This is a genomic window from Mucilaginibacter sp. (assembly GCF_028287845.1).
Taxonomy (GTDB): domain Bacteria; phylum Bacteroidota; class Bacteroidia; order Sphingobacteriales; family Sphingobacteriaceae; genus Mucilaginibacter.
Genome location: NZ_JAQBOW010000103.1, coordinates 13,759 through 37,944, shown reverse-complemented (window position 1 = coordinate 37,944; position 24,186 = coordinate 13,759). Strand labels below are relative to the sequence as shown.

General features: G+C 40.7%; 23 protein-coding genes and 1 riboswitch. Of the genes, 12 read left to right on the top strand and 11 right to left on the bottom strand.

Annotation, left to right across the window (positions count from 1 at the left end; all coding sequences use genetic code 11):
- Positions 1 to 152 precede the first annotated feature (152 nt).
- Both JWP71_RS10190 and JWP71_RS10185 read left to right on the top strand, forming a co-directional pair.
- A complete protein-coding gene (locus JWP71_RS10190; RefSeq protein ID WP_299499337.1) occupies positions 153 to 362 on the top strand; it encodes a cysteine-rich CWC family protein in 210 nt (69 codons plus the stop codon).
- Positions 363 to 650: 288 nt separating this feature from the next.
- Positions 651 to 1,052 (top strand): hypothetical protein, encoded by a 402-nt coding sequence (locus JWP71_RS10185; RefSeq protein WP_299499334.1) that lies wholly within the window; start codon positions 651 to 653, stop codon positions 1,050 to 1,052.
- Positions 1,053 to 1,231: 179 nt separating this feature from the next.
- On the opposite strand, the gene metE is transcribed toward JWP71_RS10185, so the two are convergent.
- On the bottom strand, positions 1,232 to 3,538 hold the full coding sequence (gene metE, locus JWP71_RS10180; RefSeq protein ID WP_366143530.1) for a 5-methyltetrahydropteroyltriglutamate--homocysteine S-methyltransferase: 2,307 nt from the start codon (positions 3,536 to 3,538) through the stop codon (positions 1,232 to 1,234).
- 170 nt (positions 3,539 to 3,708) lie between these two features.
- Positions 3,709 to 3,915, bottom strand: a riboswitch (cobalamin riboswitch).
- 84 nt (positions 3,916 to 3,999) lie between these two features.
- On the opposite strand from metE, the gene JWP71_RS10175 reads away from it, so the two are divergent.
- The gene (locus JWP71_RS10175) at positions 4,000 to 4,593 is read left to right on the top strand and encodes an RDD family protein (RefSeq protein WP_299499328.1); all 594 of its coding nucleotides are present in this window, start codon (positions 4,000 to 4,002) and stop codon (positions 4,591 to 4,593) included.
- Positions 4,594 to 4,600: 7 nt separating this feature from the next.
- Here JWP71_RS10175 and JWP71_RS10170 read toward each other — a convergent pair whose 3' ends face one another.
- Positions 4,601 to 5,548, bottom strand: a complete 948-nt coding sequence (locus JWP71_RS10170; protein ID WP_299499325.1) for a TIM barrel protein — start codon at positions 5,546 to 5,548, stop codon at positions 4,601 to 4,603.
- A gap of 185 nt (positions 5,549 to 5,733) precedes the next feature.
- On the opposite strand from JWP71_RS10170, the gene fabG reads away from it, so the two are divergent.
- The 3 genes from fabG (at position 5,734) to JWP71_RS10155 (ending at position 8,944) form a co-directional block, all read left to right on the top strand.
- Positions 5,734 to 6,477, top strand: a complete 744-nt coding sequence (gene fabG / locus JWP71_RS10165) for a 3-oxoacyl-[acyl-carrier-protein] reductase (protein ID WP_299499322.1) — start codon at positions 5,734 to 5,736, stop codon at positions 6,475 to 6,477.
- A gap of 78 nt (positions 6,478 to 6,555) precedes the next feature.
- The gene (locus JWP71_RS10160) at positions 6,556 to 8,646 is read left to right on the top strand and encodes a hypothetical protein (protein WP_299499319.1); all 2,091 of its coding nucleotides are present in this window, start codon (positions 6,556 to 6,558) and stop codon (positions 8,644 to 8,646) included.
- Between the two features lie 112 nt (positions 8,647 to 8,758).
- On the top strand, positions 8,759 to 8,944 hold the full coding sequence (locus JWP71_RS10155) for a hypothetical protein (RefSeq protein ID WP_299499316.1): 186 nt from the start codon (positions 8,759 to 8,761) through the stop codon (positions 8,942 to 8,944).
- A gap of 73 nt (positions 8,945 to 9,017) precedes the next feature.
- Here the strand turns inward: JWP71_RS10155 and gldB are convergent, their stop codons facing one another.
- Positions 9,018 to 10,055, bottom strand: a complete 1,038-nt coding sequence (gene gldB / locus JWP71_RS10150) for a gliding motility lipoprotein GldB (RefSeq protein ID WP_299499313.1) — start codon at positions 10,053 to 10,055, stop codon at positions 9,018 to 9,020.
- A gap of 143 nt (positions 10,056 to 10,198) precedes the next feature.
- Here gldB and JWP71_RS10145 point away from each other — a divergent pair, with 143 nt between their 5' ends.
- Complete coding sequence (locus tag JWP71_RS10145; RefSeq protein ID WP_299499311.1) at positions 10,199 to 11,848, top strand: NAD+ synthase; 1,650 nt, start codon at positions 10,199 to 10,201, stop codon at positions 11,846 to 11,848.
- Positions 11,849 to 11,998: 150 nt separating this feature from the next.
- On the opposite strand, the gene JWP71_RS10140 is transcribed toward JWP71_RS10145, so the two are convergent.
- On the bottom strand, positions 11,999 to 13,147 hold the full coding sequence (locus tag JWP71_RS10140) for a TlpA disulfide reductase family protein (protein ID WP_299499309.1): 1,149 nt from the start codon (positions 13,145 to 13,147) through the stop codon (positions 11,999 to 12,001).
- 58 nt (positions 13,148 to 13,205) lie between these two features.
- On the bottom strand, positions 13,206 to 14,384 hold the full coding sequence (locus tag JWP71_RS10135; RefSeq protein ID WP_299499364.1) for a formimidoylglutamase: 1,179 nt from the start codon (positions 14,382 to 14,384) through the stop codon (positions 13,206 to 13,208).
- Positions 14,385 to 14,735: 351 nt separating this feature from the next.
- Here JWP71_RS10135 and JWP71_RS10130 point away from each other — a divergent pair, with 351 nt between their 5' ends.
- Positions 14,736 to 15,704 (top strand): NAD-dependent epimerase/dehydratase family protein, encoded by a 969-nt coding sequence (locus tag JWP71_RS10130; protein ID WP_299499306.1) that lies wholly within the window; start codon positions 14,736 to 14,738, stop codon positions 15,702 to 15,704.
- Positions 15,705 to 15,756: 52 nt separating this feature from the next.
- Here the strand turns inward: JWP71_RS10130 and mtgA are convergent, their stop codons facing one another.
- The 4 genes from mtgA to rpsF form a co-directional block, all read right to left on the bottom strand.
- On the bottom strand, positions 15,757 to 16,446 hold the full coding sequence (mtgA, locus tag JWP71_RS10125) for a monofunctional biosynthetic peptidoglycan transglycosylase (protein WP_299499304.1): 690 nt from the start codon (positions 16,444 to 16,446) through the stop codon (positions 15,757 to 15,759).
- A gap of 237 nt (positions 16,447 to 16,683) precedes the next feature.
- Entirely contained in the window at positions 16,684 to 17,127 is a 444-nt protein-coding gene (gene rplI, locus JWP71_RS10120; RefSeq protein ID WP_299499302.1) for a 50S ribosomal protein L9, read from the bottom strand.
- Positions 17,128 to 17,144: 17 nt separating this feature from the next.
- Positions 17,145 to 17,408 (bottom strand): 30S ribosomal protein S18, encoded by a 264-nt coding sequence (gene rpsR, locus JWP71_RS10115; protein WP_191162967.1) that lies wholly within the window; start codon positions 17,406 to 17,408, stop codon positions 17,145 to 17,147.
- Positions 17,408 to 17,773, bottom strand: coding sequence for a 30S ribosomal protein S6 (gene rpsF / locus JWP71_RS10110; protein ID WP_299499297.1), 366 nt, complete (start codon positions 17,771 to 17,773; stop codon positions 17,408 to 17,410). Before rpsF ends, rpsR begins: the two co-directional genes overlap by 1 nt.
- Positions 17,774 to 18,005: 232 nt before the next feature.
- Here rpsF and JWP71_RS10105 point away from each other — a divergent pair, with 232 nt between their 5' ends.
- Together JWP71_RS10105 and JWP71_RS10100 are read left to right on the top strand one after the other, a co-directional pair.
- Positions 18,006 to 18,284, top strand: coding sequence for a hypothetical protein (locus tag JWP71_RS10105; protein WP_299499295.1), 279 nt, complete (start codon positions 18,006 to 18,008; stop codon positions 18,282 to 18,284).
- 154 nt (positions 18,285 to 18,438) lie between these two features.
- Positions 18,439 to 20,247 carry a DNA polymerase III subunit gamma/tau gene (locus JWP71_RS10100; RefSeq protein ID WP_299499294.1) on the top strand — a complete coding sequence of 603 codons (1,809 nt, stop codon included), beginning with the start codon at positions 18,439 to 18,441 and terminating at the stop codon, positions 20,245 to 20,247.
- Positions 20,248 to 20,341: 94 nt separating this feature from the next.
- Here the strand turns inward: JWP71_RS10100 and JWP71_RS10095 are convergent, their stop codons facing one another.
- Together JWP71_RS10095 and JWP71_RS10090 are read right to left on the bottom strand one after the other, a co-directional pair.
- A complete protein-coding gene (locus tag JWP71_RS10095) occupies positions 20,342 to 20,755 on the bottom strand; it encodes a hypothetical protein (protein WP_299499292.1) in 414 nt (137 codons plus the stop codon).
- Positions 20,756 to 20,821: 66 nt separating this feature from the next.
- Positions 20,822 to 21,529 carry a hypothetical protein gene (locus tag JWP71_RS10090; RefSeq protein ID WP_299499290.1) on the bottom strand — a complete coding sequence of 236 codons (708 nt, stop codon included), beginning with the start codon at positions 21,527 to 21,529 and terminating at the stop codon, positions 20,822 to 20,824.
- Between the two features lie 253 nt (positions 21,530 to 21,782).
- Here JWP71_RS10090 and JWP71_RS10085 point away from each other — a divergent pair, with 253 nt between their 5' ends.
- Both JWP71_RS10085 and JWP71_RS10080 read left to right on the top strand, forming a co-directional pair.
- Positions 21,783 to 23,012 (top strand): NADP-dependent isocitrate dehydrogenase, encoded by a 1,230-nt coding sequence (locus tag JWP71_RS10085; RefSeq protein WP_299499289.1) that lies wholly within the window; start codon positions 21,783 to 21,785, stop codon positions 23,010 to 23,012.
- Between the two features lie 172 nt (positions 23,013 to 23,184).
- Positions 23,185 to 24,165, top strand: coding sequence for a type I phosphomannose isomerase catalytic subunit (locus tag JWP71_RS10080; RefSeq protein WP_299499287.1), 981 nt, complete (start codon positions 23,185 to 23,187; stop codon positions 24,163 to 24,165).
- The last annotated feature ends 21 nt before the right edge of the window (positions 24,166 to 24,186 follow it).

Here is a 24,186-nt window from a genome sequence, read left to right as displayed (position 1 = left end):
CTTTTGCGTTAGGATTTGTTTAATACCAACCATGGACCATAGACTATGGACTTTCTCACCATAGTCTTTTTGCGTTATATTTGCCAATAGCAACCATGGACTATCGACTATGGACTTTCTTTCATCGACTATGGTCCATGGACTAAAAAACAATGACCAAACACGAAATCATATCCTGCGATCGTTGCGGCGCGCGCATTGAATGTAAAGCAAACGCTTACACCAAATGCCAGTGCAGCGTGGTACAGCTTACTTTAAACGAGGTGCAATACATCAGTGAGAATTATGAGGGTTGTATGTGCGCGGCTTGTTTGCTGGCTTTGCAGGGTGAGTATAGGGAAGCGATGGGGATAAACGGATAAACGGATAAACGGATAAAAAAACGAGCAAGTACATAAAAATAACTTAAAACGTATCGCCTATATAAGGAGTTTCTAATAGGAGCCAAAATAGAGTTTGTCTTGCCTTTCTACAAACAGGGAGCTCCTCCGGAGCCAATATTTGCTAAAACAAAGCGGGCATTTGACTCCGGAGGAGTCGCCTGTTTATAGAAAGCTATAAAGTTAGAAAAGGCTCCATGGGAGCCTCCTAATGATGTGTATTATTATTTTAAGGCGTCTGCCTGCCATTTTTGAATAGTATAAACTAATATGTCAACATTTTCCTTAAAAATCCATTGCGAATTTGACCGTCATTATTCTATAGTGATAAAGGACGACGGGCGGGTTGCTTACGCCTACCTATACGAAGGCGAAGACATTATTGGCGATGTTTGGTTATATAACCAGCAGGAAGCCCCGGAGGTTTCTTTTTGGCGAGAAGAAGATATGCCTTTTCTAAATCCAATCGAATACCTGGCAAAAAATGCCGCTATAAAACCCGTAGAAAGCGAAAGTGATATTCGTTGCGAATGGACAGAATCATTAAATGACGGTTTGATAGAAGTTGGCATTTCTATACGTGGAAAATTCATCGCATCGATCACATCAGGCTCCAAACCGGGTTGGTCGGTGTTGGTATCGAAGGATGGGCCGTTGGCGTATGTGTATTAACATTCTGAACCAATATAATTTGTCATCGAACGATAGTGAGAAATCTTATACGCCATGCTTATTGCCGCTTGTATAAGATTTCTCCTCGTAACTCGTTCGAAATGACAATTACTGAGATATGAGGTAAACAAAAAAGCCGCACGAATCTCTCCGTACGGCTCACTATTAACTTGAAATTATTAATTAACAGGCTGCTTGCTAAAAATTTCGCGGGCAGCTTTGGCGGCGTCAACCATGTTTTGCAGGGCGACTTTAGTTTCCGGCCATTTGCGGGTTTTAAGGCCGCAATCAGGGTTCACCCAGATGTTGCCCACAGGTAACAGGGCAGCAGCTTTCTCCAATAAGCTTACCATCTCCTCAACCGTAGGCACACGTGGCGAATGGATATCATAAACACCCGGGCCAATTTCGGCAGGGTATTTAAAATCGGCAAAAGCTTCCAATAGTTCCATTTGCGAGCGGGAGGTTTCTATCGTGATCACATCGGCATCCATATCGGCAATGTGTTTAATAATATCATTAAACTCGCTGTAGCACATGTGGGTATGTATCTGCGTTTCGTCTTTTACGCCTGCGGCAGATATTCGGAACGCTTTAACCGCCCAATCCAAATAAGCGGCCCAGTCCGCTTTGCGTAAAGGCAGGCCCTCGCGTATAGCTGGTTCGTCTATCTGAATCACTTTAATGCCTGCTTGCTCCAACGCAACCACCTCGTCGCGAATAGCCAAAGCTATCTGGTTGGTTGTAACCGACCGTGGTTGGTCATCCCGTACAAAACTCCACTGCAGTATGGTAACCGGACCTGTCAACATCCCTTTCATCAATTTATGGGTATTGGCTTGGGCGAAGCTCGTCCATTTAACGGTCATATCCGCCGGACGGCTTACATCACCATAAATAACCGGCGGCTTAACGCAGCGGCTGCCATAGCTTTGTACCCAGCCATTTTTGGTGAATAAAAATCCGTCCAGCAACTCGCCGAAGTATTCTACCATATCGTTACGCTCAAACTCGCCATGCACCAATACATCAAGCCCAATTTCTTCCTGCCAGCGAATGGCATCAACGGTGGCTTTTTCAATTTCAGTATCATATTGGGCTTGGGTAAGGTTACCTTTTTTCAATTTAGCACGTAGCTGGCGGATATCATCCGTTTGCGGGAAAGACCCAATGGTAGTTGTAGGGAAAAGTGGCAACCCAAATGTTTGCTGCTGTATTTGCTGTCTTTCGGCAAATTTGCTAACGCGATTGGCATCCTCATCGGTAATAGCCATGGTGCGTAATTTAACCGCTGGCTTATGGATCAACTTAGAAATATTACGGCTTGATATGGCTTTTAAATTAGCTTGCAGCAAATCGTTATTCCCGTCTATGATCTGGGCCAACTCGTTAACCTCATTCAATTTTTGTTTGGCAAACGCCATCCAGTTTTTAATTTCGGGGTTGATGGCAGTTTCAAGCTCTAAATCAAAAGGCGTATGTAATAATGAGCAACTTGGCGCTATCATCACCCTATCGGTGCCAATAGCCGCAATAGCATTTTTGATATAGCCTAATGAACGCATATAATCATTCTTCCAGATATTACGGCCATCAACTACGCCTAAAGAAAGCGTTAGGCTATCAGGTATCAGGCTTAAAATTTTATCTAATTGCTTCGGGGCACGCACCAAATCAACATGTAAAGCATTAATAGGCAGGTTAACTGCAAGCTGTGTGTTTTCGTGCAGGCTTTCGAAATAAGTAGCTACCATTAGGTTTAAGCCGCCGGTTGCTTTTCTTATCTCTTTATAAGCATATATATAAGCCTCTTTTTCTTTTTGGGTCAAATCAAGCGCCAGGAAAGGCTCATCTAATTGCACCCATTCGGCACCGTAACTTTTTAGCTTTTTCAGGATTTCGATATAAACCGGTACCAGGTTTTTGATCAGGTCGATCTTTTCAAAACCCTGTTCTTTTTCTTTGCCTAAAAGCAGGTAAGTTACCGGGCCTATTAATACCGTTTTTGGATTGCTGCCGATTACTTTTTTGACCACGTTAAATTCTTCGAACACTTTGTCAGAGAATATCCTAAACTGCTGGTTCGCCGTAAATTCGGGCACGATGTAATGATAATTGGTATCAAACCATTTGGTCATTTCCATGGCGGTAATATCCAGGCCATCTTTTTGATAACCGCGGGCCATGGCAAAATACAGATCGATCTCTGAGTTGTCGGGGTTTTTGCTTAGTACCTGCGTGTACCGCTGCGGAATGACGCCCAGCATAAGCGAGGTATCCAGCACCTGATCGTAATAACTAAAATCATTGCAGGGAATAAGGTCGATACCCGCCTCTTGCTGCAGTAGACAATTTTGCTCGCGGATGGCGCGGGCGGCGGCAAATAATTCTTGTTTTCCGGTCTTGCCGGCCCAGTATTGTTCACTGGCTTTTTTGAGTTCACGATTGGCCCCCACACGTGGGTAGCCGAGATTGTTTTTGAGCATACGCATAAAACTTTTTTGGTTAAACATTAATTTGACTTAATGCTCCTTACGGTTTTCGGTATGCTTTCGTGGAAATGGTAATAAAAGACACGCGCAGCAAATATACGGGCATACAACACCCCTATAAATTCCTTTTTTTCGTGCTCTGACTACTGCTTCATTACGCGAAAGCATTGTCTTAAACAAATGGCAAATATCCTGGCTTGTAACGTTGATGCCGTCCTTCTCATCCGCTTTTAATACGAATAATGGACATTTTGGGTAAGGCATCAACCTTTATATGTTACTTACAGTTGCGCGACAGCCCGTGATTTACACACGGTTCCTTTTTAATCCCGGTCTCTAAATAACCGGGAACCTATCTGTTGAAATAAAGTAAAGAACTTGAGGCAAATATAGAGAAGATAATATCAACCGCAATTAGTGTGGAAGATTAATCTTAATTTTAGTTCGCGATGAGTATGTACACACTTGTTATAAACGGTAAACCCGAAGGTCCTTTTACTTTAAACGAGCTGAAAGAACGCAAGATAAAACCCGGCGACTTTGTAAAGACTCCCGATATGGACGATTACAAAGAGGCCCACGAGGTTGCTGAACTGCGTCAGCTATTCGGCTTTCAAAAACAAGTGCTTATTCAATACTACGGCAGCTTTGATCAGCGGCTTATAGCAGCCGCGTTAGATTGGTTCTTTGTATCCGGAGTTTGTATCATCACGGCGTTTATAATTTCTTTATTTATAACCAATATGGTGGTAGGGTTGGCTTTTGCTTTCAGCCTGCTAGGGGTGATACCCGTAGTAAAGTTTATTTACCAGGTAGTTATGGAAAGCTTGGTCAAACAGGCCACCTATGGCAAGCAATTGGCGGGATTAAAAGTTTGCGATATGCAGGGCAACAGGTTAACCCCCGCTCATGCCATCGGCAGGAATGCAGCCAAGATATTCTCTGTCCTTACTTTATTTATGGGTTACCTGTACTGCTATTTTAACAAGCAACAGCAATGCCTGCATGATGTAATTGCAAGCACGCTGGTAATTAAAGACAGGTTGTAAGGATGATTTATCCCTTCAAAATATCCGCTGCAAAATTGCGGCATATCAAAACCTCTTTTACATCATCAGATCCGGCAGGGATCTTATATTCCAACTCAATAGTAGCAGGGAACTTGTAATGATTTTTCTTCATTAACAACAGTACATCTTTAATTGGCGTATCACCTTCACCCCAGGGCCTATTTGGGCCGTTATTAAATTTGCGGTCCTTAATGTGCATGCTGGTTATGCGAGCATGGTTTTTCTCAATAAACGGAATAGGGCTGGTGCTGGTACCGGCTACATAATGGCCAATATCCAGGTTAATACAGTTGTATTCAGACTGGCTCATGGCGGTGTCCCATAAGGTAGGCGTGGCGTTGGTATGGGCATGATACCCTACGCGCATTTTATGTTTGGCAGCCAGTTCGCCAATGCGTTTGGTTTGGGCATCACTGTCCGGCATTTCACAATTACAGTGCGTTGCGCCAAGCGCTTTACCGGCATTAAAGGCGTACTCAATTTCTTCATCAGTATTGTTAACCCCAAAAACCACAGGTTTGTAAGCGTAGATATTTACACCCGCGTCATCATACATTTTGCGTATCGCTTTAAATTTATCCATTGATACACTGGCGCGCCAGTCGGCCATGGCTTTAGCAAAGTCGGCTCCCGACTGCCCGGCTATGCGTTTTGGCGCACCCGCGGTTAACTCGGCAGCATCGCCCCGCAGCTCAACCCCGCTGATGTTGTCTTGTAAACAATATTGCAGCATGTCCTCGGCAGTAACGTTTTTCATTTGGCCGTAAGAGTAGGTTGTTACCCCTATCAGCACACCGCCCACCAGCGAATTAGGTTTGTCGGCCCCGCTAAAAATTGTGCGGGCAAAAGATATTTTAGGCAACAACAGCGCTCCTGTAGCGGCAACTGCACTGCTGCCAATAAACATGCGCCTGGATAGGTGATTATTTTTCATGAGCCGGATATTAATTTGTTGTTATAATGGTTAGTGCCAAATTAATAAAATTTAATAAATAAGGCATTGTCCGCAATGAAATTGTTGCATGTCTATTTCTGTTTATCAATACCATTATCCTCATTCATTAACTTTTCATACTAAATACTTATCTTCACGCCCCAAAACTGTTTGTTAAAAAGTTTATGAAATTATTAGAAGGAAAAACCGCGTTAATAACCGGAGCGTCAAAAGGTATTGGACGCAAAATAGCAGAGAAGTTTGCAGAGCATGGTGCTAATGTGGCTTTTACTTATTTATCATCTGTTGAAAAAGGACAGGCTCTGGAGCAGGAACTACAAAGCTTTGGCACCCAAATAAAGGGCTACCGCTCTGACGCGTCAAAATTTGACGAGGCAGAAAAACTCATCAATGATATTATAGCCGATTTTGGCACTTTACATATTGTAGTAAACAACGCCGGTATTACCAAAGATGGTTTGCTGATGCGCATGACCGAAGAGCAGTGGGACGATGTTTTAGAGGTTAACTTAAAATCTGTTTTTAACATAACCAAGGCGGCATCAAAAATTATGATGAAGAACCGCGATGGCGTGTTTATTAACATGAGCTCGGTAGTTGGGGTTGATGGTAACGCGGGGCAGGCTAATTACGCGGCTTCAAAAGCGGGTATTATTGGCTTCTCCAAATCAATAGCTAAAGAACTGGGCTCACGTAATATACGTACTAATGTTATTGCCCCGGGCTTTATCCGTACAGAAATGACCGAGGTGCTTGACCCTAAAGTTGTTGAAGGCTGGGCACAAGTTATCCCGCTTAAACGCGCCGGCGAAACCACAGATGTAGCCAATGCCTGTGTTTTCCTGGCGTCAGATATGGCAACTTACATCACCGGGCAGGTTATCCCTGTTGATGGGGGTATGTTGTAGTTAGAGATTAGTATTAAGTATTTTACAGGATTACTTTTATCCTTTACAATAAAAAAACAGCATATTTGAAATACAGATATGCTGTTTTTATTTTCAATCACCTGGGGAACAATTTCGGGATGGTGGGCGCCGGTATGCCTGCTGTTGGGTATATTATATGCCTGGGTGATGTACCGCCGGCCGGTGCATCTGGCTGATAAGTTTCGCTATATTTTATCTGCCGTAAGGGCGATTGCTGTGTTTTTTATTGCGCTGCTGCTGGTATCGCCATTGGTAAGGTCTACCAACTACAAGCCCCAAAAGCCGCTTATTTTAATAGCGCAGGATAATTCAGAATCGGTAAATACCTTCGAACCTAAAGGTTTTAATACTTCGCAATTTATTAATGAATTGGGCAAGCTCAAACAACAATTAGGCGATGGCTACGAGGTGCAGGAATTTAATTTTGGGCACGACCTTAATAGCGGCCTGTCCAAAAGCTTTAATGCCAGGCAAACCAACATAGCCGCCGCGCTGCACCAGTTGAATGACAGGTTTGTAAACCAAAACATAGGTGCGTTAATATTAGCTACGGATGGTTCCTACAACCAGGGCAGCGACCCGCAATACGAGGCGCGCAATTTTAAAACTAACATCTACACTGTCGCGCTTGGCGATACTATTGCTAAACGCGATTTGTTAATAGGCAACGTTAACTACAACAAAACCGCTTTTTTAGGCAATGATTTTGAGATAGAGGTTTTGGCCGAGGCCTGGCAAAGTAAAGGCGAAACCATGCACCTAACCGTTACCGAAGATGGCCGGCAGGTAAACTCGCAGATCATTGCAGTTAATAGCGACGGATTTAAAAAGCTGCTTACTATTAAGTTAAATGCTGATAGGAAAGGCATCCATAAATTTAACATCGGTATAACACCGGTTAAAAATGAGCTGTCTACTCAAAATAATTCGGAGACTATTTATGTAGAGGTACTGGATGCCAAACAAAAGATATTGCTGCTGTATGATGGTCCGCATCCGGATATCAGCGTAATACGGCAGGCCATAGAAAGCAATAAGAATTACGAAGTTAAAACAAGCCTAACAGCCGACATCGGTTCATCAAAGCTGAGTGATTATAGTTTGGTTATACTTTATCAGCCATCTGCAATTAGCTTTGGCGCGTTGAAGGATTTTATCGCCAAAGGCAAAACACCAATTTGGTATATGTTGGGTGCGCAGGCTGATGTTTTTAATTTTAATGCGCGGCAAAAGCTAATCCGGATAAGCACTGCCCGGCAAGAGATGCAGGAAACGTTTGCCCAGCCCGTGCCTGATTTTTCATCATTTACCTTATCAGACTCTACTCTGCAAAAATTAAGCAGGATGCCGCCTTTATTGGCACCATTTGGCAGTTATACTGCTGCGGTTGCTAATGGTGTGTTGTTTAAGCAAAAAATAGGATCGGTAGCAACAAGCTATCCTTTACTTTTATTTGGGGATGACAATGGCAGGCGCATAGGCGTGCTTACTGCCGAGGGTTTATGGCGCTGGCAATTAACAGAGTATCAAACCTACGGCAATCACCATGCGCTGGAAGAATTATTTAACCAAAGCATACAATATCTTACGGCAAATGCCAACAGGCAGCGCTTTAGGGCCTATCCATCTAAAAATATTTTTGATGAGGGGGAGAATGTATTGCTAAATGCCGAGCTATATAATGACGCGCTTGAGCTAACCAACACCCCCGATGTAAAAATAGACCTTAAAACTACCGACGGTAAAAACTACAGTTTTTTATTTACCCGGAACGGGCAAAGCTACCAGCTGGATGCCGGGACATTGCCGGTTGGCGAATATACTTACACAGCTAACACCAAATTGGGTAACCGCTTGTTTAACGCCAGCGGGCAGTTAACTGTTAAGCCGCTTAATTTAGAGATCCGCCAAAGCGCGGCCAACCATCAGCTGCTTAGAAATATAGCTAAACAAAGCGGCGGCGAAATGCTGCAACCCACACAAATTAATAAATTGGTGAACCTGATAAAGCAAAACGAAAACATTAAGACGCTGGTATACGAAGACAAACACTACAGCGACCTGATAGATGTTAAATGGATATTTGTGCTGATAGTAGCTTTGTTAGGAGCCGAATGGTTTTTAAGGAAGCGGGAAGGTGAGGTGTAAAAGGAAATTTAAGAATTTTTTAAAACTTCGTAAATTTTAGTTAAATTAAAAATCTTATTAGAAAATTACCTAAACATTTCTATTTTTGTACCAACAAAAAAAACAGCAGGATATGAACTCAATGCAGGAAGCAAATTCAGAGCGCCATTACATATTTTTAGTTATAGCGATAGTTATAGGTTTGGCAGGCGTTTATTTACGCTTCGCTGATTTTAAACATGCTTCGGCAGTAGCCAATCTTATATTGGCAATTGGCGCAGGTATGGGTCTTAAAGCAATATTTACTATAATTAAGTAATTTACATTTCAATATATAAAAAAAGCGTTCCGGAAATCGGGACGCTTTTTTTGCTTATAGCTGTTGATGTATATCATTTGGGATGATATTTAGCATCATTCAATATTTTTTGTGCATCATTATTAACCATTAGTTGTTGCAGGGTCACCTCGGGATGCTTCTCCATATATTGTTTCACAATTTGCCAGCCTGTCCATATACCCAATTTGGGTGCCGATTCATTACGCTCGCCTAATTGCGGCGTAAAAGGCGCTTCGCCTAAATAAGTCTGCAATTTCTCGTAATCGGTTTCGTATAATAAATTTTGTTCTAAAAAATAACCCCATATAATTGATTGCGAATTAGTGCACCAATTTAATTGTTTAGTTGTATAGCCAATTTTAATTGTATCGGCCACATCGGGTAAAATTTGATCAATAAAATATAATATTTTACCGCTGTATATCATTTTAGATAATAAGGTTTTGTCATTGTCACTTTCGGGGAACATATCCTCGCGGGCCATGCCTTCAATAACACGGGGGGTAATATTATCAGGCGTGAACCTTCTGGATATATAACGCGGGAAGACTTCAGTCAATGAAGGGTAAAACCGCGAATTAGCGCCCAAAAACAAATCCAGCCCAATGCCAAAGTATCCGTTTCCAACAGCTGTTTGTGCCTTAAAGCCAGAGAAGTAAGCATATACTTTTGGTATATTTTTTTTGGGATAAAAGTACTTGATGCGCTTAAAGGCATCAGTAAGCTCGGTTTCTTGTTTATCAAGGTTCGGGTAAGCTTCATCAACGTCATGCTTTACGTCTAAATACGCTTGTCCTGCAAATACAGGTTTTAATACATTAAAATAGCCGGTATCGGCAGTGCTGCCTGCTTCCAATATCTGTTCAACATAGTCGCGGTAAAAAATGCCGTACTTTTTTTGCATGAAATTTGCCTGCTGTAGCATTGGTTTTGTACGCATGGCGTCAAAATCATGATCGAAGCGCTCAATTTTAACTTCAATTGGTATATTGCTAACTTCAATTTTTTTATTGCGGCTGCAAGCTGTTAACAGTAAACCGGCAATAAAAAATAAATAAATTTGTTTGAACTTGTAATTGGTTGGTATCATTTTTATACTTTCAACAAAAATAATTTATTATTTGCATTTAGATGCAAGTTAAGTACTTGTAATATTATATATGAAACCATCATGAGATGCAATTACAAAAAACTCATGATAGCTTCATCACCATTTAAAAACAAATCATTCTGATGAAAATAGCATTAGCCCAGCTTAACTATCACGTAGGTAATTTTGAGTCGAACACGGCTAAAATCATCCAAAATATACAAAAGGCACGGCAGAATGGTGCAGACCTGGTTGTATTTGCCGAGTTATGTGTTTGCGGATACCCCGCGCGTGATTTTTTAGAATTTAGCGAGTTTATTAGCCAATGCGCTGCCGCGGCCCAAAAAATTGCCGCTGTATGTACTGATATTGCCTGTATAATTGGCCTGCCTATTCCTAATAACAAAACAGAGGGCAAGGACCTTAATAACTCTGCATATTTTATTGAAAACGGAAAAGTTAAAGCCATTGTAAATAAAGCGCTGCTGCCTAATTATGATATTTTTGATGAGTACCGCTATTTTGAACCATCGACCGAATTTAATTGCATTGAGTTTAAGGGACATAAAATAGCCTTAACTATTTGCGAAGATTTGTGGAACACTATTGAAAACCCGTTATACATAACCAGGCCAATGGATACGCTGATGAAGCAGCAGCCTGATGTAATGATAAATATTGCCGCTTCTCCATTTGCTTATAACCATGATGAAGAGCGTATTGCTATTTTAAAAGATAATGCTGCACGCTATAATTTGCCTTTATTTTATGTTAACCACGTTGGCGCGCAAACAGAGCTTATTTTTGACGGCGGATCATTAGTATTTGATAATGGCGGTAACCTGATTGATGAGCTGCCTTACTTTGAAGAATGCTTAACCTATTATACGTTGGATGATAAGGGAGCTGTTTCTTTTGATCATCGGTCGACCATTAAAAAAGAACGGGAAAGTGATATTGCGCAAATACACCAGGCGCTTATTTTAGGCATACAGGATTATTTTTATAAATCGGGATTTACCCGTGCTATCTTAGGTTTATCAGGTGGTATTGATTCGGCTGTGGTGTGCGCGCTGGCTGCCGAGGCGTTGGGTGCAGAAAATGTAATGGCTGTATTATTGCCTTCTAAATTCTCAAGCGACCACTCCTTAAAAGATGCCGAGGACCTGGTAAGTAACCTGGGTTGTATGAGCGAAACCGTCGCCATAAAAAATATTACCGAAGCATTTGAAACCGCGTTAAGTCCGCAATTTAAGGACCTGCCATTTAATATTGCCGAGGAGAATATACAATCGCGCAGTCGTGCGGTATTGTTGATGGCTATGTGTAATAAGTTTGGCTTCATCCTGCTAAACACATCCAACAAAAGCGAAGCCGCGGTAGGCTATGGTACTTTATATGGCGATATGTGCGGCGGCATATCTGTTATTGGTGATGTTTATAAAACACAGGTTTTTGAGCTGGCGCGACATATTAATAAGGATCGTGAAATTATCCCTGAAAACTCCATTATTAAACCCCCATCTGCCGAGTTAAGGCCCGGACAAAAAGACTCTGACTCATTACCTGAATACGATATACTGGATAAAATATTGGCCGAGTATATTGAGCACCGCTGCTCGGCAGCCGAGATTATTAAAATGGGTTATGACGAACAAACCGTGCATCGTGCAATAAAGCTTATTAATTTGGCAGAGCATAAGCGGTATCAAACCCCGCCGATTTTAAGGGTATCACCAAAGGCATTTGGCATGGGCAGAAGGATGCCTATAGTTGGAAAGTATTTGCAGTAAGCGGCGATAAGCCATCACTGCACACGCTAATTAATTATGAAAAATACTTATTGTGCTGTATAAAAAAAGCAACCTCCACTGTTGAATATCCTACGTAGAGATTGCTTCGTTCCTCGCTATGACGCGTGTGAAAGCGCGTTGCGAAATAATTTATATCTTCCCAAACAACTCTGCTAATTTATCTTCCAGGTCGCTGCCGCGCAGGTCTTTGGCAATGATTTTTCCATTAGGATCTAGAAGGAAGTTTGCAGGGATAGAGGTAATAAAATAAGATACAGCCACCAGGTTGCTCCAGTATTTCAGATCGGATACCTGTGTCCACTCCAGCTTATCTTTTTTTATGGCATTTATCCAATCAGCTTTACCATCGGCCCTGTCTAACGAAACCCCGATAATGGTAAAGTTTTTATTTTTATACTTGTTATAAGCCTTAACTACATTAGGGTTTTCCATGCGGCACGGGCCGCACCACGATGCCCAGAAATCTATTAATACATACTTGCCCCTAAAAGATGAAAGCCTTATAGGGTTTCTACCTGTATCGGTTTGTATGAAATCTGGAGCAATTGAGCCAATGGCTATAATTTTCGAATCATCGATAGATTTTTTCAGCATTTTAGCTGTCTCCATATCCTTTATTGCAGGGGTTAAAGCATTAAACAGACTTTCCATCTCTGCAGGGGCCTTTCCTTGTTTACCCAGCGCGTTTAACGCAAGTAAGCTCAGATAGCTGTTAGGATGGGTTACAATAAAATTTTGCAGGATAGATTTTTGTTTATCCTGCAAGGCCTTGCCTTTTGCTTCAATATCGCGTTGAAAACCAGGTGTATTTTGTTTGTTTTTGATGGCAGTATTTCGTTCGTCATCCAGTTTTTTAGCTTCCTCGTTAATTGGTTTTAACTGAAGGGCAAGATCGTTATTCTCATCATTTATTACAGAACCGGTAACTTTAGCGGTATATACAGAATCGCGGGCGGTGGTTATAGCTATGTTGCTTTTGTCTAAAAAGAAAGTTATTACGTCAGGATTTTTATCTAATTTTTGAAGTCCCACGCCTTTATGATCAATTATTAAATAAGCATTTACCGGATTGGATATAAAGCCCGAAATACTGAAGTTACCGTTAACAACCATTGACGAATCAATAACCCGGTTAGCACCAATCTGGTAAAACAAGAAAGCCTCGGCAGGAGAATTTATATTACCAACTTTACCTTTTACTGTAAAATTCTGAGTTAGTGTTTGTGAAAATACGATTGATGGCAATAAAGCCATTGCTAAAAAAAATAATTTCTTCATGAATTAAATTGAATACTATATAGGATGATTAACGTATAAATAGCTTAAGCATTGCCTGTTAGTTTAATTTTTGATATGTGCGCCACCAAAGATCGGGCATTTCGCCGGATGTTGCAATTTTATAATCCTCGTATCGGCAGGGTACCAAATGAAAACGTGCATTTTTTGAGCCACCTGTCGGATAAGGTACCTGCATCCACCAACGGTCGGATTTTTTGCTTTTTACAAATACCAGCTCGTGCGCATCATGTTTCAGGCTGGTTTTATAGATAAGGTATTGCGATTTTGGATTAAGCGGGAAATCTTTTTTACGGTTATAAACGCCATCAATAAAATACCATATCATTTGCGATAACAGCATAGCGGTTTGGCCATTACTGTCATAAGCCGGGTTAAACTCATAAAAACCTATAGAGGTTAGCTTGTCATTGAAGCCCGCGTAACGGCATATCTGGCAGGCCTCCTCACCATAAAAACCATTGGGTGTAGCATTGGCATTACCCATAGCATCCGACGCGCGAATGGCGCCCATATCAAAGCTTACCATATTGGCATTACGAATGATAGGCTCTGTAACCGTAACATTATAGCTTAGCTCGCCTAAACGATGTACATCAAAATAAAGCTTCTCCATTACCCGCAGGCTATCCTGGCTGGCAAAAAAAGTTTGATAGCCCAGGTTGCTGTAGTTAAACAGGTAATTAGGCTCGTGTAAAAACACTTTATTTAGATACGATGTTGAGGTTGTTTCAATACTATCTATATTTTCGTCGTCCTCAAGGTCAAAGTGCGAATCCACAATAACCAAATCAACCTTTTGTTCTAAAGTTTCATAGCCCAGGTATTGAGCATAGGTAAGATCCTGGCCACCGCCTATAATCACGGGGATAATATCCATTTTAATCAGCTCGGCAACTACGGTTTTAAGCGCGAAATAAGTATCGGTAACGGTTTCGCCCTGGCGGATGTTACCCAGATCAACAATTTTAGTGTCGTATGACCCTTCGTTTAACAGGTATAGTTTTTCGCGCACATAATCTGGCCCTAAAGAACAGCCGGGATTATTTATGGCATTACGGTCTTCCTGCACACCAATGATGGCAATATGCATTTGTTCCAGTTCAGGGAAGTTAACCACGTAATGATCTATCTTACTACCTAAATGACTGGTATAATAACCATTTTTAGGAATGATCTTTTTAAGGTCGATAGGTGTAAAGAAATCGGATAAGGACATGTAATGATGTGCGTATGTGCAAATATGCAGATAGATGCGCAGATGTGCAAGTGTACGGATGCAACTGAGTGGTATTGTTTGTTTCACGAAATGGTGAAACAAAATGTAACAAGTGAAACAAGATTTTGACTTAAAATATTGTTTATGAGTTTATTGTGAAAAAGTGATGTAACAAAATGTAACAACTTATTCGTCAGTATTTTTATGTATGTTTTTAATGTTAAATACTGACAATCAATTATCTGTGAAACAGACTTTTTAGAAGTAGTGAAACAAGATGAAACATACACGCATTTGCATATCCGAGCATCTATCTGCACATTTGCACATCTACGTATCTGCACATCTAAAATGATATTAATAACAGGGGCAACAGGTTTTTTAGGATCAGAACTGGCTAAGCAATTGGCCGAAAAAGGTGAGCAGATACGCTGTACCAAACGCGCTAATTCTATTATTCCGTTATTATTGGTGCCTTATAGCCAGATAGAGTGGGCTGATGCGGATATGCTGGATATTTTCGCGCTGGAGGATGCACTGCAGGGTGTAACGCAGGTTTATCATTGCGCGGCCTGGGTATCGTTAAAGCAAGCCGATAAAGAGCCCATGATAAGTACCAATGTTGCCGGTACGGCCAACCTGGTTAACTTATGTCTAGACAGGGATATAAAGCTGGTACACGTAAGCTCTATAGCTGCCATAGGGCACGCCAAGCCCGGCGAACTGATAACAGAGAACCATCACCTCGAATCGTCTACCGAAAATGATGGCTATGCCATATCAAAACTGGAAAGCGAGATGGAAGTGTGGCGCGGTATTGCCGAAGGATTGAATGCGGTAATTGTTAATCCGTCACTAATTATTGGTGCCAACGCCGGGACCTTAGGTAGCGGACAATTGTTTGAAACGGTACGTAAAGGACTTAAGTTTTATACAGAAGGTACTGCAGGGTTTGTTGATGTAGAAGATGTGGCCAAATGTATGATAGCACTGATGGAAAGCGATACTACCGCAGAGCGTTACATTATTAATGCCGAGAATTGGAGTTACAAAGATATCACTGCCGAAATAGCCAAAGGTTTTAACATGCCCCCACCCGCCATATTAGCCAAAGCCTGGATGATGGAAATAGCCTGGCGCGGCGCGGCTGTTATCGCTTTCATTACACGCAAATCGCCGGCGTTGGATAAGATCGCTGCTAAGTCGTCTACACAGGTACGTGATTTTGATAACTCAAAAATTAAAGCCGCTGTTAATATTGAGTTTAAGCCGATAAGGAAATCTATAAGAGAGATTTGTGAAAGATTAAATAGTCATTAGTCTTACGTCATTGGTCATTAGGCTACTTCGCTATTGTTCCCCCATTAGGGGGTTAAAAATCCATCGGCCCTAACCTGCGCATATTCTTCATAATCAAATACTGTCTGTGCCTCACATAATCTGTCGGGTCGGTTGGCGACCATTTTAGCGGATCAGGGAAAATTGAGGCTATCGCAGCCGCTTGCTGGCGGTTTAAGTCGAAAGCGTCTTTATGATAATATGCCTGCGCTGCTGCTTCTACGCCATATATACCGTCGCCCATTTCAATTTCGTTCAGATAAACTTCCATAATGCGGCGTTTGCTCCAGAAAGCTTCTATCAGTAAGGTAAAGTAAGCCTCAAATCCTTTGCGTATGTATGATCTCCCCGGCCATAAAAAAACGTTTTTAGCCGTTTGTTGTGAAATGGTACTGCCACCTATGAGCTTATGCGAATGCGAGTTTTTATCAATGGCCCGTTCCATCGCTTTAAAATCAAAACCAAAATGATCCAGGAACAATTGATCTTCGGCGGCTACGGCGGCGCGTTTCATGGGGTCGGCAATATCATCAAAGTCGCGCCATTGCTTGTCTATCTTCCAGGGTTTGCCGGCGGCTCTTTGCTCAAACCCACGGGTAAGCATTAGCCATGTTACAGGCGGGTTTATAAAGCGGTATATAATAACCCAAAACACAGTGATCCCAATGAAAAGAATCAGGGTTAGTTTAACAATGCGCCAGATGAGTTTGCCGAGACCTTTCATAGGGCGAAAATATCTTAATTATTTCGGATTTCGGAATTTCGATTTCGGAATTTATTATTCCGCCTGTCATTCTGAGCGATAGCGAAGAATCTTATATAATTGATAATAGAGCGCCGTACTCATTGCGCGTAGAAGATTCTTCGCTATCGCTCAGAATGACAAGAGCTGTGAAAACAAAAAAAGGTGTTTAGCAATGCTAAACACCTTTAAATTCTATAATAATTCGGTTACCCGAAATTACTCAGCTACTACAGAGAAAGGTACTTGTACCTTAACTTCTTTATGCAGGTTTACAATTGCAGTGTAATCACCAACAAATTTTGGTTCCTGGTCAAAAGTAATTCTACGACGGTCAACTTCAAAACCTTCTTTCTTCAATGCATCAGCAACTTGAATTGTGTTGATGGCACCAAATATTTTACCGGTTTCGCCGGCTTTAGCGCCGATAGTCAACTTCACACCTTCTAAACGGGCGGCAATTGCATCAGCATCCTTGCGTATTTTTTCTTGTTTAAACTGCGCTTGTTTTAGGTTTTCGGCTAAAACTTTACGTGCAGATACAGTAGCTAATATGGCATAACCTTTAGGAAAAAGGTAGTTACGGCCATATCCTGGTTTAACGGTTACTACATCGTCTTTATCGCCCAGGTTTTTTATGTCTTGTTTTAAAATAACTTCCATGTTTTCTTACCTCCTGATTATTTTAATGAGTCTGTAACATAAGGTAATAAACCAATGTGGCGTGAGCGTTTAACGGCCTGGGCCACTTTGCGCTGAAATTTTAATGAAGTACCGGTTAAACGGCGGGGTAATAATTTACCCTGGTCATTAATAAACTTTAATAAAAAGTTAGCGTCTTTGTAATCAATATACTTAATACCATTCTTTTTAAAACGGCAGTATTTTTTACGGTTGTCCTCTACTTTAGGGGCGGTAACGTATTTAATTTGATCGTTTGCCATTATTTGGTTTCCTCCACTTTAGCAGCTGGTTTCTTGTTAAAGGCACCTGTGCGTTTTTTGTCATTGTATGCAACGGCATGTTTATCCAAAGCAATGGTAAGGAAACGCAAAACACGCTCATCGCGCCTTAACTCGATTTCCAATTTGTTAATTAATTCACCTGGAGCCTTAAATTCAGTTAAGTGATAGTACCCTGTAGATTTTTTCTGGATAGGGTACGCTAATTTTCTCAAACCCCAATTATCCTCCTGGACAATTTCGGCTCCGCCATCAGTTAAGGTTTTGCTATATTTGGCTATTGCCTCTTTAGCAGTTTCTTCTGATAACAACGGGGTTAGAACGATCACGATTTCGTACTGTTGCATTATTATACTTTGATTTTTAATTAATTACCCGATAATTCGGGGTTGCAAATGTAGTAAGTTATTTTTAATTATCCAACAGAAATGGTAGTAAAATAACACACTATAGTAATGCTACCATTATAGGTGATGTAATAGCTAACTTTTGTTAATAAAAATAAAATACCAAATTAACATTCTATACAAAACATTAGCCTAAGTTCGGTTGTCTTTTAATTAACAAAATATTACTGCCATGGAGTTTGAATATCTTGAAAGCCAAAAAGCAAACCACACTACATTTATGTATGATACCATCTATTTTCAATCGCCGGGAGATGATTTTGATGATGTAGAAAGCGACATAGAAGATGATGAGGAAGATGAAGATTTTGATGATCGGGCTGCCGACCTTGACGATCTGCATGCCATACAGGTAGATGATGATATAAATGAACCCGGCGAAGATGATGGGTACGATATTACCAACCCAAACCCGGACGACGATCATTTGCCGGATGATGATCTTCAATAAAAAAGAAAATTCGTTTTCTGTGTCCTCACAGACAACTTTACAATAGCGGTCTGCGAGGACACAGACTGCGGAAGAGAAAAGTAAAATTCCAATTTTATCAACAATCCTTTTCTGATACTTTCAGGTAAAGCAATTTCTTGCTAACTTAGTAGCTGTGGATAATTTTATCGTTTCGGCACGCAAATATCGCCCGGCTACTTTCGAAACCGTTGTTGGTCAGCAACATATAACCAATACGTTAAAAAACGCTATTAAGAATAATCAGCTGGCGCAGGCATTTTTGTTCTGTGGCCCGCGGGGCGTGGGTAAAACTACCTGCGCGCGTATCCTTGCCAAAACCATTAATTGCGAAAACTTACAGCCTAACGGCGAGGCTTGCGGCGTTTGCAGCACTTGCCAGTCTTTTCAAAATGGTAACTCTTTTAATGTTCATGAATTAGACGCGGCCTCAAATAACTCGGTTGATGATATCCGCAGCCTGATAGAGCAGGTGCGTATACCGCCGCAAGGCGCGCGTTACAAGGTTTATATTATTGATGAGGTGCACATGCTATCGCAGGCGGCTTTTAACGCTTTCCTGAAAACGTTGGAAGAACCACCGCATTATGCCATATTTATATTGGCCACTACCGAGAAACATAAAATATTGCCTACCATACTTTCGCGTTGCCAGATATTTGATTTTAACCGTATCAGCGTTGATGATATGGCTCATCACCTGGCATCAATAGCACAAAAAGAAAGCATTAAATACGAGGTTGACGGCCTGCACATTATCGCCCAAAAAGCTGATGGCGGTTTAAGGGACGCTTTATCCATGTTTGACCAGATCGTGAGTTTCTCTGATGCTAATGTTACCTATCGCTCGGTTATTGATAACCTGAATATACTTGATTACGATTATTATTTTAGCATAACTGATAGCTTATTGGGAGAAAATACGGCCAAAACCTTGTTATGTTTTGATGAGATATTAACCAAAGGCTTTGATGGCGCGCATTTTATATCAGGGCTGTCAGAGCATTTTCGCAACCTGCTGGTAACTAAGGATGCATCAACTTTAAAGTTATTAGAGGTAAGCGAGGGTATTAAAGCTAAATATCTGCAGCAATCGCAGGCGGCAAATGTGTCGTTCCTGCTATCGGCCATGAATATTGCCAACCAGTGCGACCTGAATTATAAACTGAGCAAGAACCAGCGTTTGCAGGTTGAACTGGCTCTGCTTAAAATGTGCCACCTGCTCTCGGTATTTAACCTGGCTGCCACGCCGCTAACCGTAATGCCCGATAACAGCGGGCAGCTAAAAAAAAAACCTGATACCTCAGCAATAAATTCTCCTCAAACAGGTACTATCAATAACGAGGTGCCGATAATGAGCGATACCCCGGCTATTTATACAACTACACCAAAAATATCAGAACCAGTAAAAGAAATTTCCGGGACTGTAAAGGAAACGCCCGTTGCAGAGAAGCCCAAAACTGTTTTTATCCCTAATTTAAATGGGGCCACTACAAAGATACCCTCATTAAAAGACCTGAATGCTGCACAGGAAACAATAGCGGAAGAAGAAGACCCATACCAAAAAGGAGATGCCAGAGAAGATTTTAGTTTCGACGATTTTTTGAAGCATTGGAACACATTTGCCGCCACTGTAAAAGCCGAAGGCAAGATGAGCCTATTCACTATATTTATATCCGAGGTGCCAAAAATGCTTAAACCCTATGAGTTTGAGGTATTAGTTGAAAACAAATCGCAGGAAAAAGAATTTCGTGATGAAAAACCACCTTTGCTTAATTACTTACGCAGTACCCTTAAAAACTATAGTATAGAGGTAAATACCAGGATAGACGAACAGGTAAGAGTTAAGCGCCCCTATACCAGCCAGGAGAAATATCAATATATGGCAGCCAAAAACCCACAATTGGCCGAGCTTAAAAAGCGATTTAACCTTGATTTTGATTGATGCAGATAAAAGCTCTATTTTTATTAAGTTTTCTGATTAAATAAAAAGAGACGCAAAATATTGCGCCCCTACGATTTTTTTATTTTACCGATTGTTATTTAGGTGTATCGTTTTTTGGATAACCCTCTTCGTCCAGGTCATCCCTGTCATCCTCGGGCGTATGCGAAAGCATTTCGTCAATTGGGTCAACTATTACACTTTCGCCATCGTCAATATGCATACCTAATCGGTCAACATCTGTTTCTAATGACTCATTTGGTATATACTCATCCATCACATCATAAGGATTAGCTTCATCATAGGTTGAGCTGATATCGGCCCCATTTTTTTGTGAGGTGTTATAAGGGTCAGGATGGTCATAATTCGGATCATCACTTTTTACATCAAGTTCATAGCTATTATCATCGGCGTTAAAACGCAATTGATCTTTGTCAACTGTTTCGCCAAGCTCGTCCTTAAGACTTTTGTCCCTGTCGTCGTTTTCGTTATCAAATGGATTATTGCTCATGTGGCTAATGTTTTATTAAATATACATAAAACATATAGAAAAAATCCTGCCAAAACAGTTTAAATATCAAAAATTAATCCTTTTTTTAGAGGATACAACTCCACCTACAGCAAATTTTATCCCGATGGAGTATTGAGAGTAGGAATCTTTTTGATTACTAACAGTAAAACCGTCAAGGCCATCACCCATTATAAAATTATATTGGTACCCCAGGTCTATTTTAAAGCCGGGCTGATCATATCTATTAAAAAATTTAATTTCATACCCAAACCTTACCGGGATAAGTATTTGGCTACTATTGTCGTCGCCGGGTGTATAGAATCCGGGATCCAGAATAGAAGCTCTGTTTATTTCTTTCATGTGATTTATAACAAGCCCTACACCTGTAGATGCATAAAGATTTTTTAAAGCATTGGCAAATTTGCTTTGCGAATAATCTATTATTTCGCCGGCCTGCAGCTGTGCCCTAAATATTACCGCTGCGAAGTTATTGGTAAATTGCCTGCCTGTACTGGTTGTCAAGGAATCGCCACCCTTTAATTCGCCAAACTGCAATTCAAACACGTAATTAACATACGGGCTTGAATTATAATTAAAATTAAAATGAACTGATTTGGTAGGTGTAACGGTTTGCGCAGCGGTATATGCTTTGTTTATGTCCAGGCCAATACCTAAATCATATTGGGCATAATCATTACCTACCTGTGCTTTGGCCGAATAACAAAGCAAACAGCTACATACTGTTATAAAAGTAATTTTTAAACAATTTATCATATAGAAATATGTTAGTATGTTACTTACAGGCAATAATTAGGGTAACTTTAAACAGTATGGTAAACAATGCTTTAAAATAATAGTTGCTTTTTTTTTAATTTTAATAATGATAAAAGTGCAATCAAACGTTAATAAAACAATAGTAACGTAAAATTTACCAACTTGTTAGTTTTGAATAGGTAATTAACTAAATGGTAAAATCAATTTTTATATATTTGGTGCCATTAATAATAAAAAAAATAGAGCACCTGGTATGTCAAAAATTAAAGTAAATAATCCGGTAGTTGAGCTGGATGGCGATGAAATGACCCGCATTATCTGGAAGTTTATAAAAGATAAACTGATAGTTCCTTATCTGGATCTGGATATTAAGTATTATGATCTCGGTTTAGAATATCGCGATGAAACTAATGACCAGGTAACTATTGATGCCGCTAATGCCATTAAGCAATATGGTGTAGGTATTAAATGTGCTACTATTACGCCTGATGAGCAGCGTGTGGAAGAATTTGGCTTAAAGCAAATGTGGAAATCGCCAAACGGAACTATCCGTAATATATTAGATGGTACTGTTTTTAGAGAGCCTATTGTAATGAACAATGTGCCGCGTTTGGTACCAAACTGGACAGCACCTATTTGCATTGGCCGTCATGCTTTTGGCGACCAGTATCGTGCTACCGATTTCTTAACTAAAGGAAAAGGTAAACTAACCATAAAATTTACGCCGGAAGATGGCAGTCCTGAGCAATCATTTGAAGTGTTTAACTTTAAAGGCGATGGCGTTGCTTTGGCAATGTATAATACCGATGAATCTATCCGTGGTTTTGCACACGCGTGCTTTAACCAGGCATTAATGAAAGGCTGGCCTTTGTATCTATCAACCAAAAACACCATCCTTAAAAAATATGATGGCCGTTTTAAAGATATTTTCGAAGAGATATACCAGGCAGACTATAAAACCAAGTTTGCTGCCGCTGGCATTACCTATGAGCATCGTTTAATTGATGACATGGTTGCATCCGCCTTAAAATGGAACGGTAATTTTGTATGGGCCTGTAAAAACTACGATGGCGACGTACAATCTGATACCGTTGCGCAAGGTTTTGGCTCGTTAGGTTTAATGACCTCGACCTTAGTTACTCCGGATGGTACTGTAATGGAAGCAGAAGCGGCACATGGTACCGTAACCCGTCACTACCGCGAGCACCAGGCAGGCCGACCTACATCAACTAACCCTATCGCGTCTATCTTCGCGTGGACACGTGGTTTAGAGTTCCGTGGTTTATTGGACGGTAACCAAGAGCTGATTGATTTCTGTAAGGCTTTAGAAGAGGTTTGTATTGAAACTGTTGAAAGCGGTAAAATGACCAAAGATTTGGCCATAACCATTAAACCAAAAGTTGAGCACGGTACAGATTACTTATACACCGAAGAATTTTTGGAAGCTATTGACGAAAATTTGAAAAAGAAGTTAGGTAAGTAAGTATAACCTAATATCTAAATATTAAAAGCCCTGGCACAAGTCAGGGCTTTTTGTATTTATTGAATATGTCTATATTCCACATTATACGATAGCTACATTATTTGACATTTTTAGCAAAACCTTGTTTCAGGCTTACCCAAAATACCTAACTTAGCACAAAATTATATCTGCTATGTCTGCATTATATCCGCTAAAATTCAAAACCATTTACAAAGACAAAATTTGGGGTGGTCAAAAAATAAAAACCTACCTGCATAAAGATTTTGGCTCACTACCAAACTGCGGAGAAACCTGGGAAATATCAGGCGTAAAAACCGATGTTTCGATAGTTGCCAACGGCGCTTTAGCTGGCGAATCATTAGCTGATTTGTTAGAAAAACATGGCGAAGAATTAGTGGGTAAAAAGGTATATGCGCATTTCGGTAATATCTTCCCGCTATTGGTAAAGTTTATTGATGCCAACGAGGATCTTTCTATACAGGTTCACCCTAATGATGAATTAGCTAAAAAGCGCCATAACTCTTTCGGTAAAACCGAAATGTGGTATATTATTGAATCTGATCCCGGCTCTACGCTAATTGCGGGTTTCAACAAAGAATTAACTCAGGAAGAGTATTTAGAAAAATTCAACAGCGGCCATTTAATGGACATCTTGAATCGTGAAACCGCAAACGCTGGTGATGTTTTCTTTTTACCTGCCGGACGTGTACATACTATTGGAGCCGGTTTACTATTGGCCGAGATACAGCAAACATCTGATATAACTTACCGTATTTATGATTTTGACCGTGTTGATGCCAATGGCAACAAACGCGAGCTGCATACCGAGGAAGCTTTAGCAGCAATAGATTATAAATACTACGGAAACTATAAAACCAAATACACGCCCGAAAAGGATGAAACAGTTCAACTGGTTAAATGCCCGTATTTTACTACCAGTGTATTGGATGCTACCGAAAACATCAGTAAAGATTACAGCAATCTTGATTCGTTTGTAATACATGTATGTGTTGCCGGCGAGTACACCATTAACTATAACGGCGAAAGCTATCCGGTTAAAATGGGCGAGTGTATATTGCTGCCAAAAACAATTGATAAAATAGAGCTGGAAACTACCGGTGGGTTTAAAATATTGGAGAGTTTTATTCAATAAAAAAACTTGTCATTTCGATAC

Coding starts and splice junctions, on each gene's coding strand:
- JWP71_RS10190 (WP_299499337.1), top strand. CDS start 153: ATGACCAAACACGAAATCATATCCTGCGATCGTTGCGGCGCGCGCATT.
- JWP71_RS10185 (WP_299499334.1), top strand. CDS start 651: ATGTCAACATTTTCCTTAAAAATCCATTGCGAATTTGACCGTCATTAT.
- metE (WP_366143530.1), bottom strand. CDS start 3,538: ATGCTCAAAAACAATCTCGGCTACCCACGTGTGGGGGCCAATCGTGAA.
- JWP71_RS10175 (WP_299499328.1), top strand. CDS start 4,000: ATGTACACACTTGTTATAAACGGTAAACCCGAAGGTCCTTTTACTTTA.
- JWP71_RS10170 (WP_299499325.1), bottom strand. CDS start 5,548: ATGAAAAATAATCACCTATCCAGGCGCATGTTTATTGGCAGCAGTGCA.
- fabG (WP_299499322.1), top strand. CDS start 5,734: ATGAAATTATTAGAAGGAAAAACCGCGTTAATAACCGGAGCGTCAAAA.
- JWP71_RS10160 (WP_299499319.1), top strand. CDS start 6,556: ATGCTGTTTTTATTTTCAATCACCTGGGGAACAATTTCGGGATGGTGG.
- JWP71_RS10155 (WP_299499316.1), top strand. CDS start 8,759: ATGAACTCAATGCAGGAAGCAAATTCAGAGCGCCATTACATATTTTTA.
- gldB (WP_299499313.1), bottom strand. CDS start 10,055: ATGATACCAACCAATTACAAGTTCAAACAAATTTATTTATTTTTTATT.
- JWP71_RS10145 (WP_299499311.1), top strand. CDS start 10,199: ATGAAAATAGCATTAGCCCAGCTTAACTATCACGTAGGTAATTTTGAG.
- JWP71_RS10140 (WP_299499309.1), bottom strand. CDS start 13,147: ATGAAGAAATTATTTTTTTTAGCAATGGCTTTATTGCCATCAATCGTA.
- JWP71_RS10135 (WP_299499364.1), bottom strand. CDS start 14,384: ATGTCCTTATCCGATTTCTTTACACCTATCGACCTTAAAAAGATCATT.
- JWP71_RS10130 (WP_299499306.1), top strand. CDS start 14,736: ATGATATTAATAACAGGGGCAACAGGTTTTTTAGGATCAGAACTGGCT.
- mtgA (WP_299499304.1), bottom strand. CDS start 16,446: ATGAAAGGTCTCGGCAAACTCATCTGGCGCATTGTTAAACTAACCCTG.
- rplI (WP_299499302.1), bottom strand. CDS start 17,127: ATGGAAGTTATTTTAAAACAAGACATAAAAAACCTGGGCGATAAAGAC.
- rpsR (WP_191162967.1), bottom strand. CDS start 17,408: ATGGCAAACGATCAAATTAAATACGTTACCGCCCCTAAAGTAGAGGAC.
- rpsF (WP_299499297.1), bottom strand. CDS start 17,773: ATGCAACAGTACGAAATCGTGATCGTTCTAACCCCGTTGTTATCAGAA.
- JWP71_RS10105 (WP_299499295.1), top strand. CDS start 18,006: ATGGAGTTTGAATATCTTGAAAGCCAAAAAGCAAACCACACTACATTT.
- JWP71_RS10095 (WP_299499292.1), bottom strand. CDS start 20,755: ATGAGCAATAATCCATTTGATAACGAAAACGACGACAGGGACAAAAGT.
- JWP71_RS10090 (WP_299499290.1), bottom strand. CDS start 21,529: ATGATAAATTGTTTAAAAATTACTTTTATAACAGTATGTAGCTGTTTG.
- JWP71_RS10085 (WP_299499289.1), top strand. CDS start 21,783: ATGTCAAAAATTAAAGTAAATAATCCGGTAGTTGAGCTGGATGGCGAT.
- JWP71_RS10080 (WP_299499287.1), top strand. CDS start 23,185: ATGTCTGCATTATATCCGCTAAAATTCAAAACCATTTACAAAGACAAA.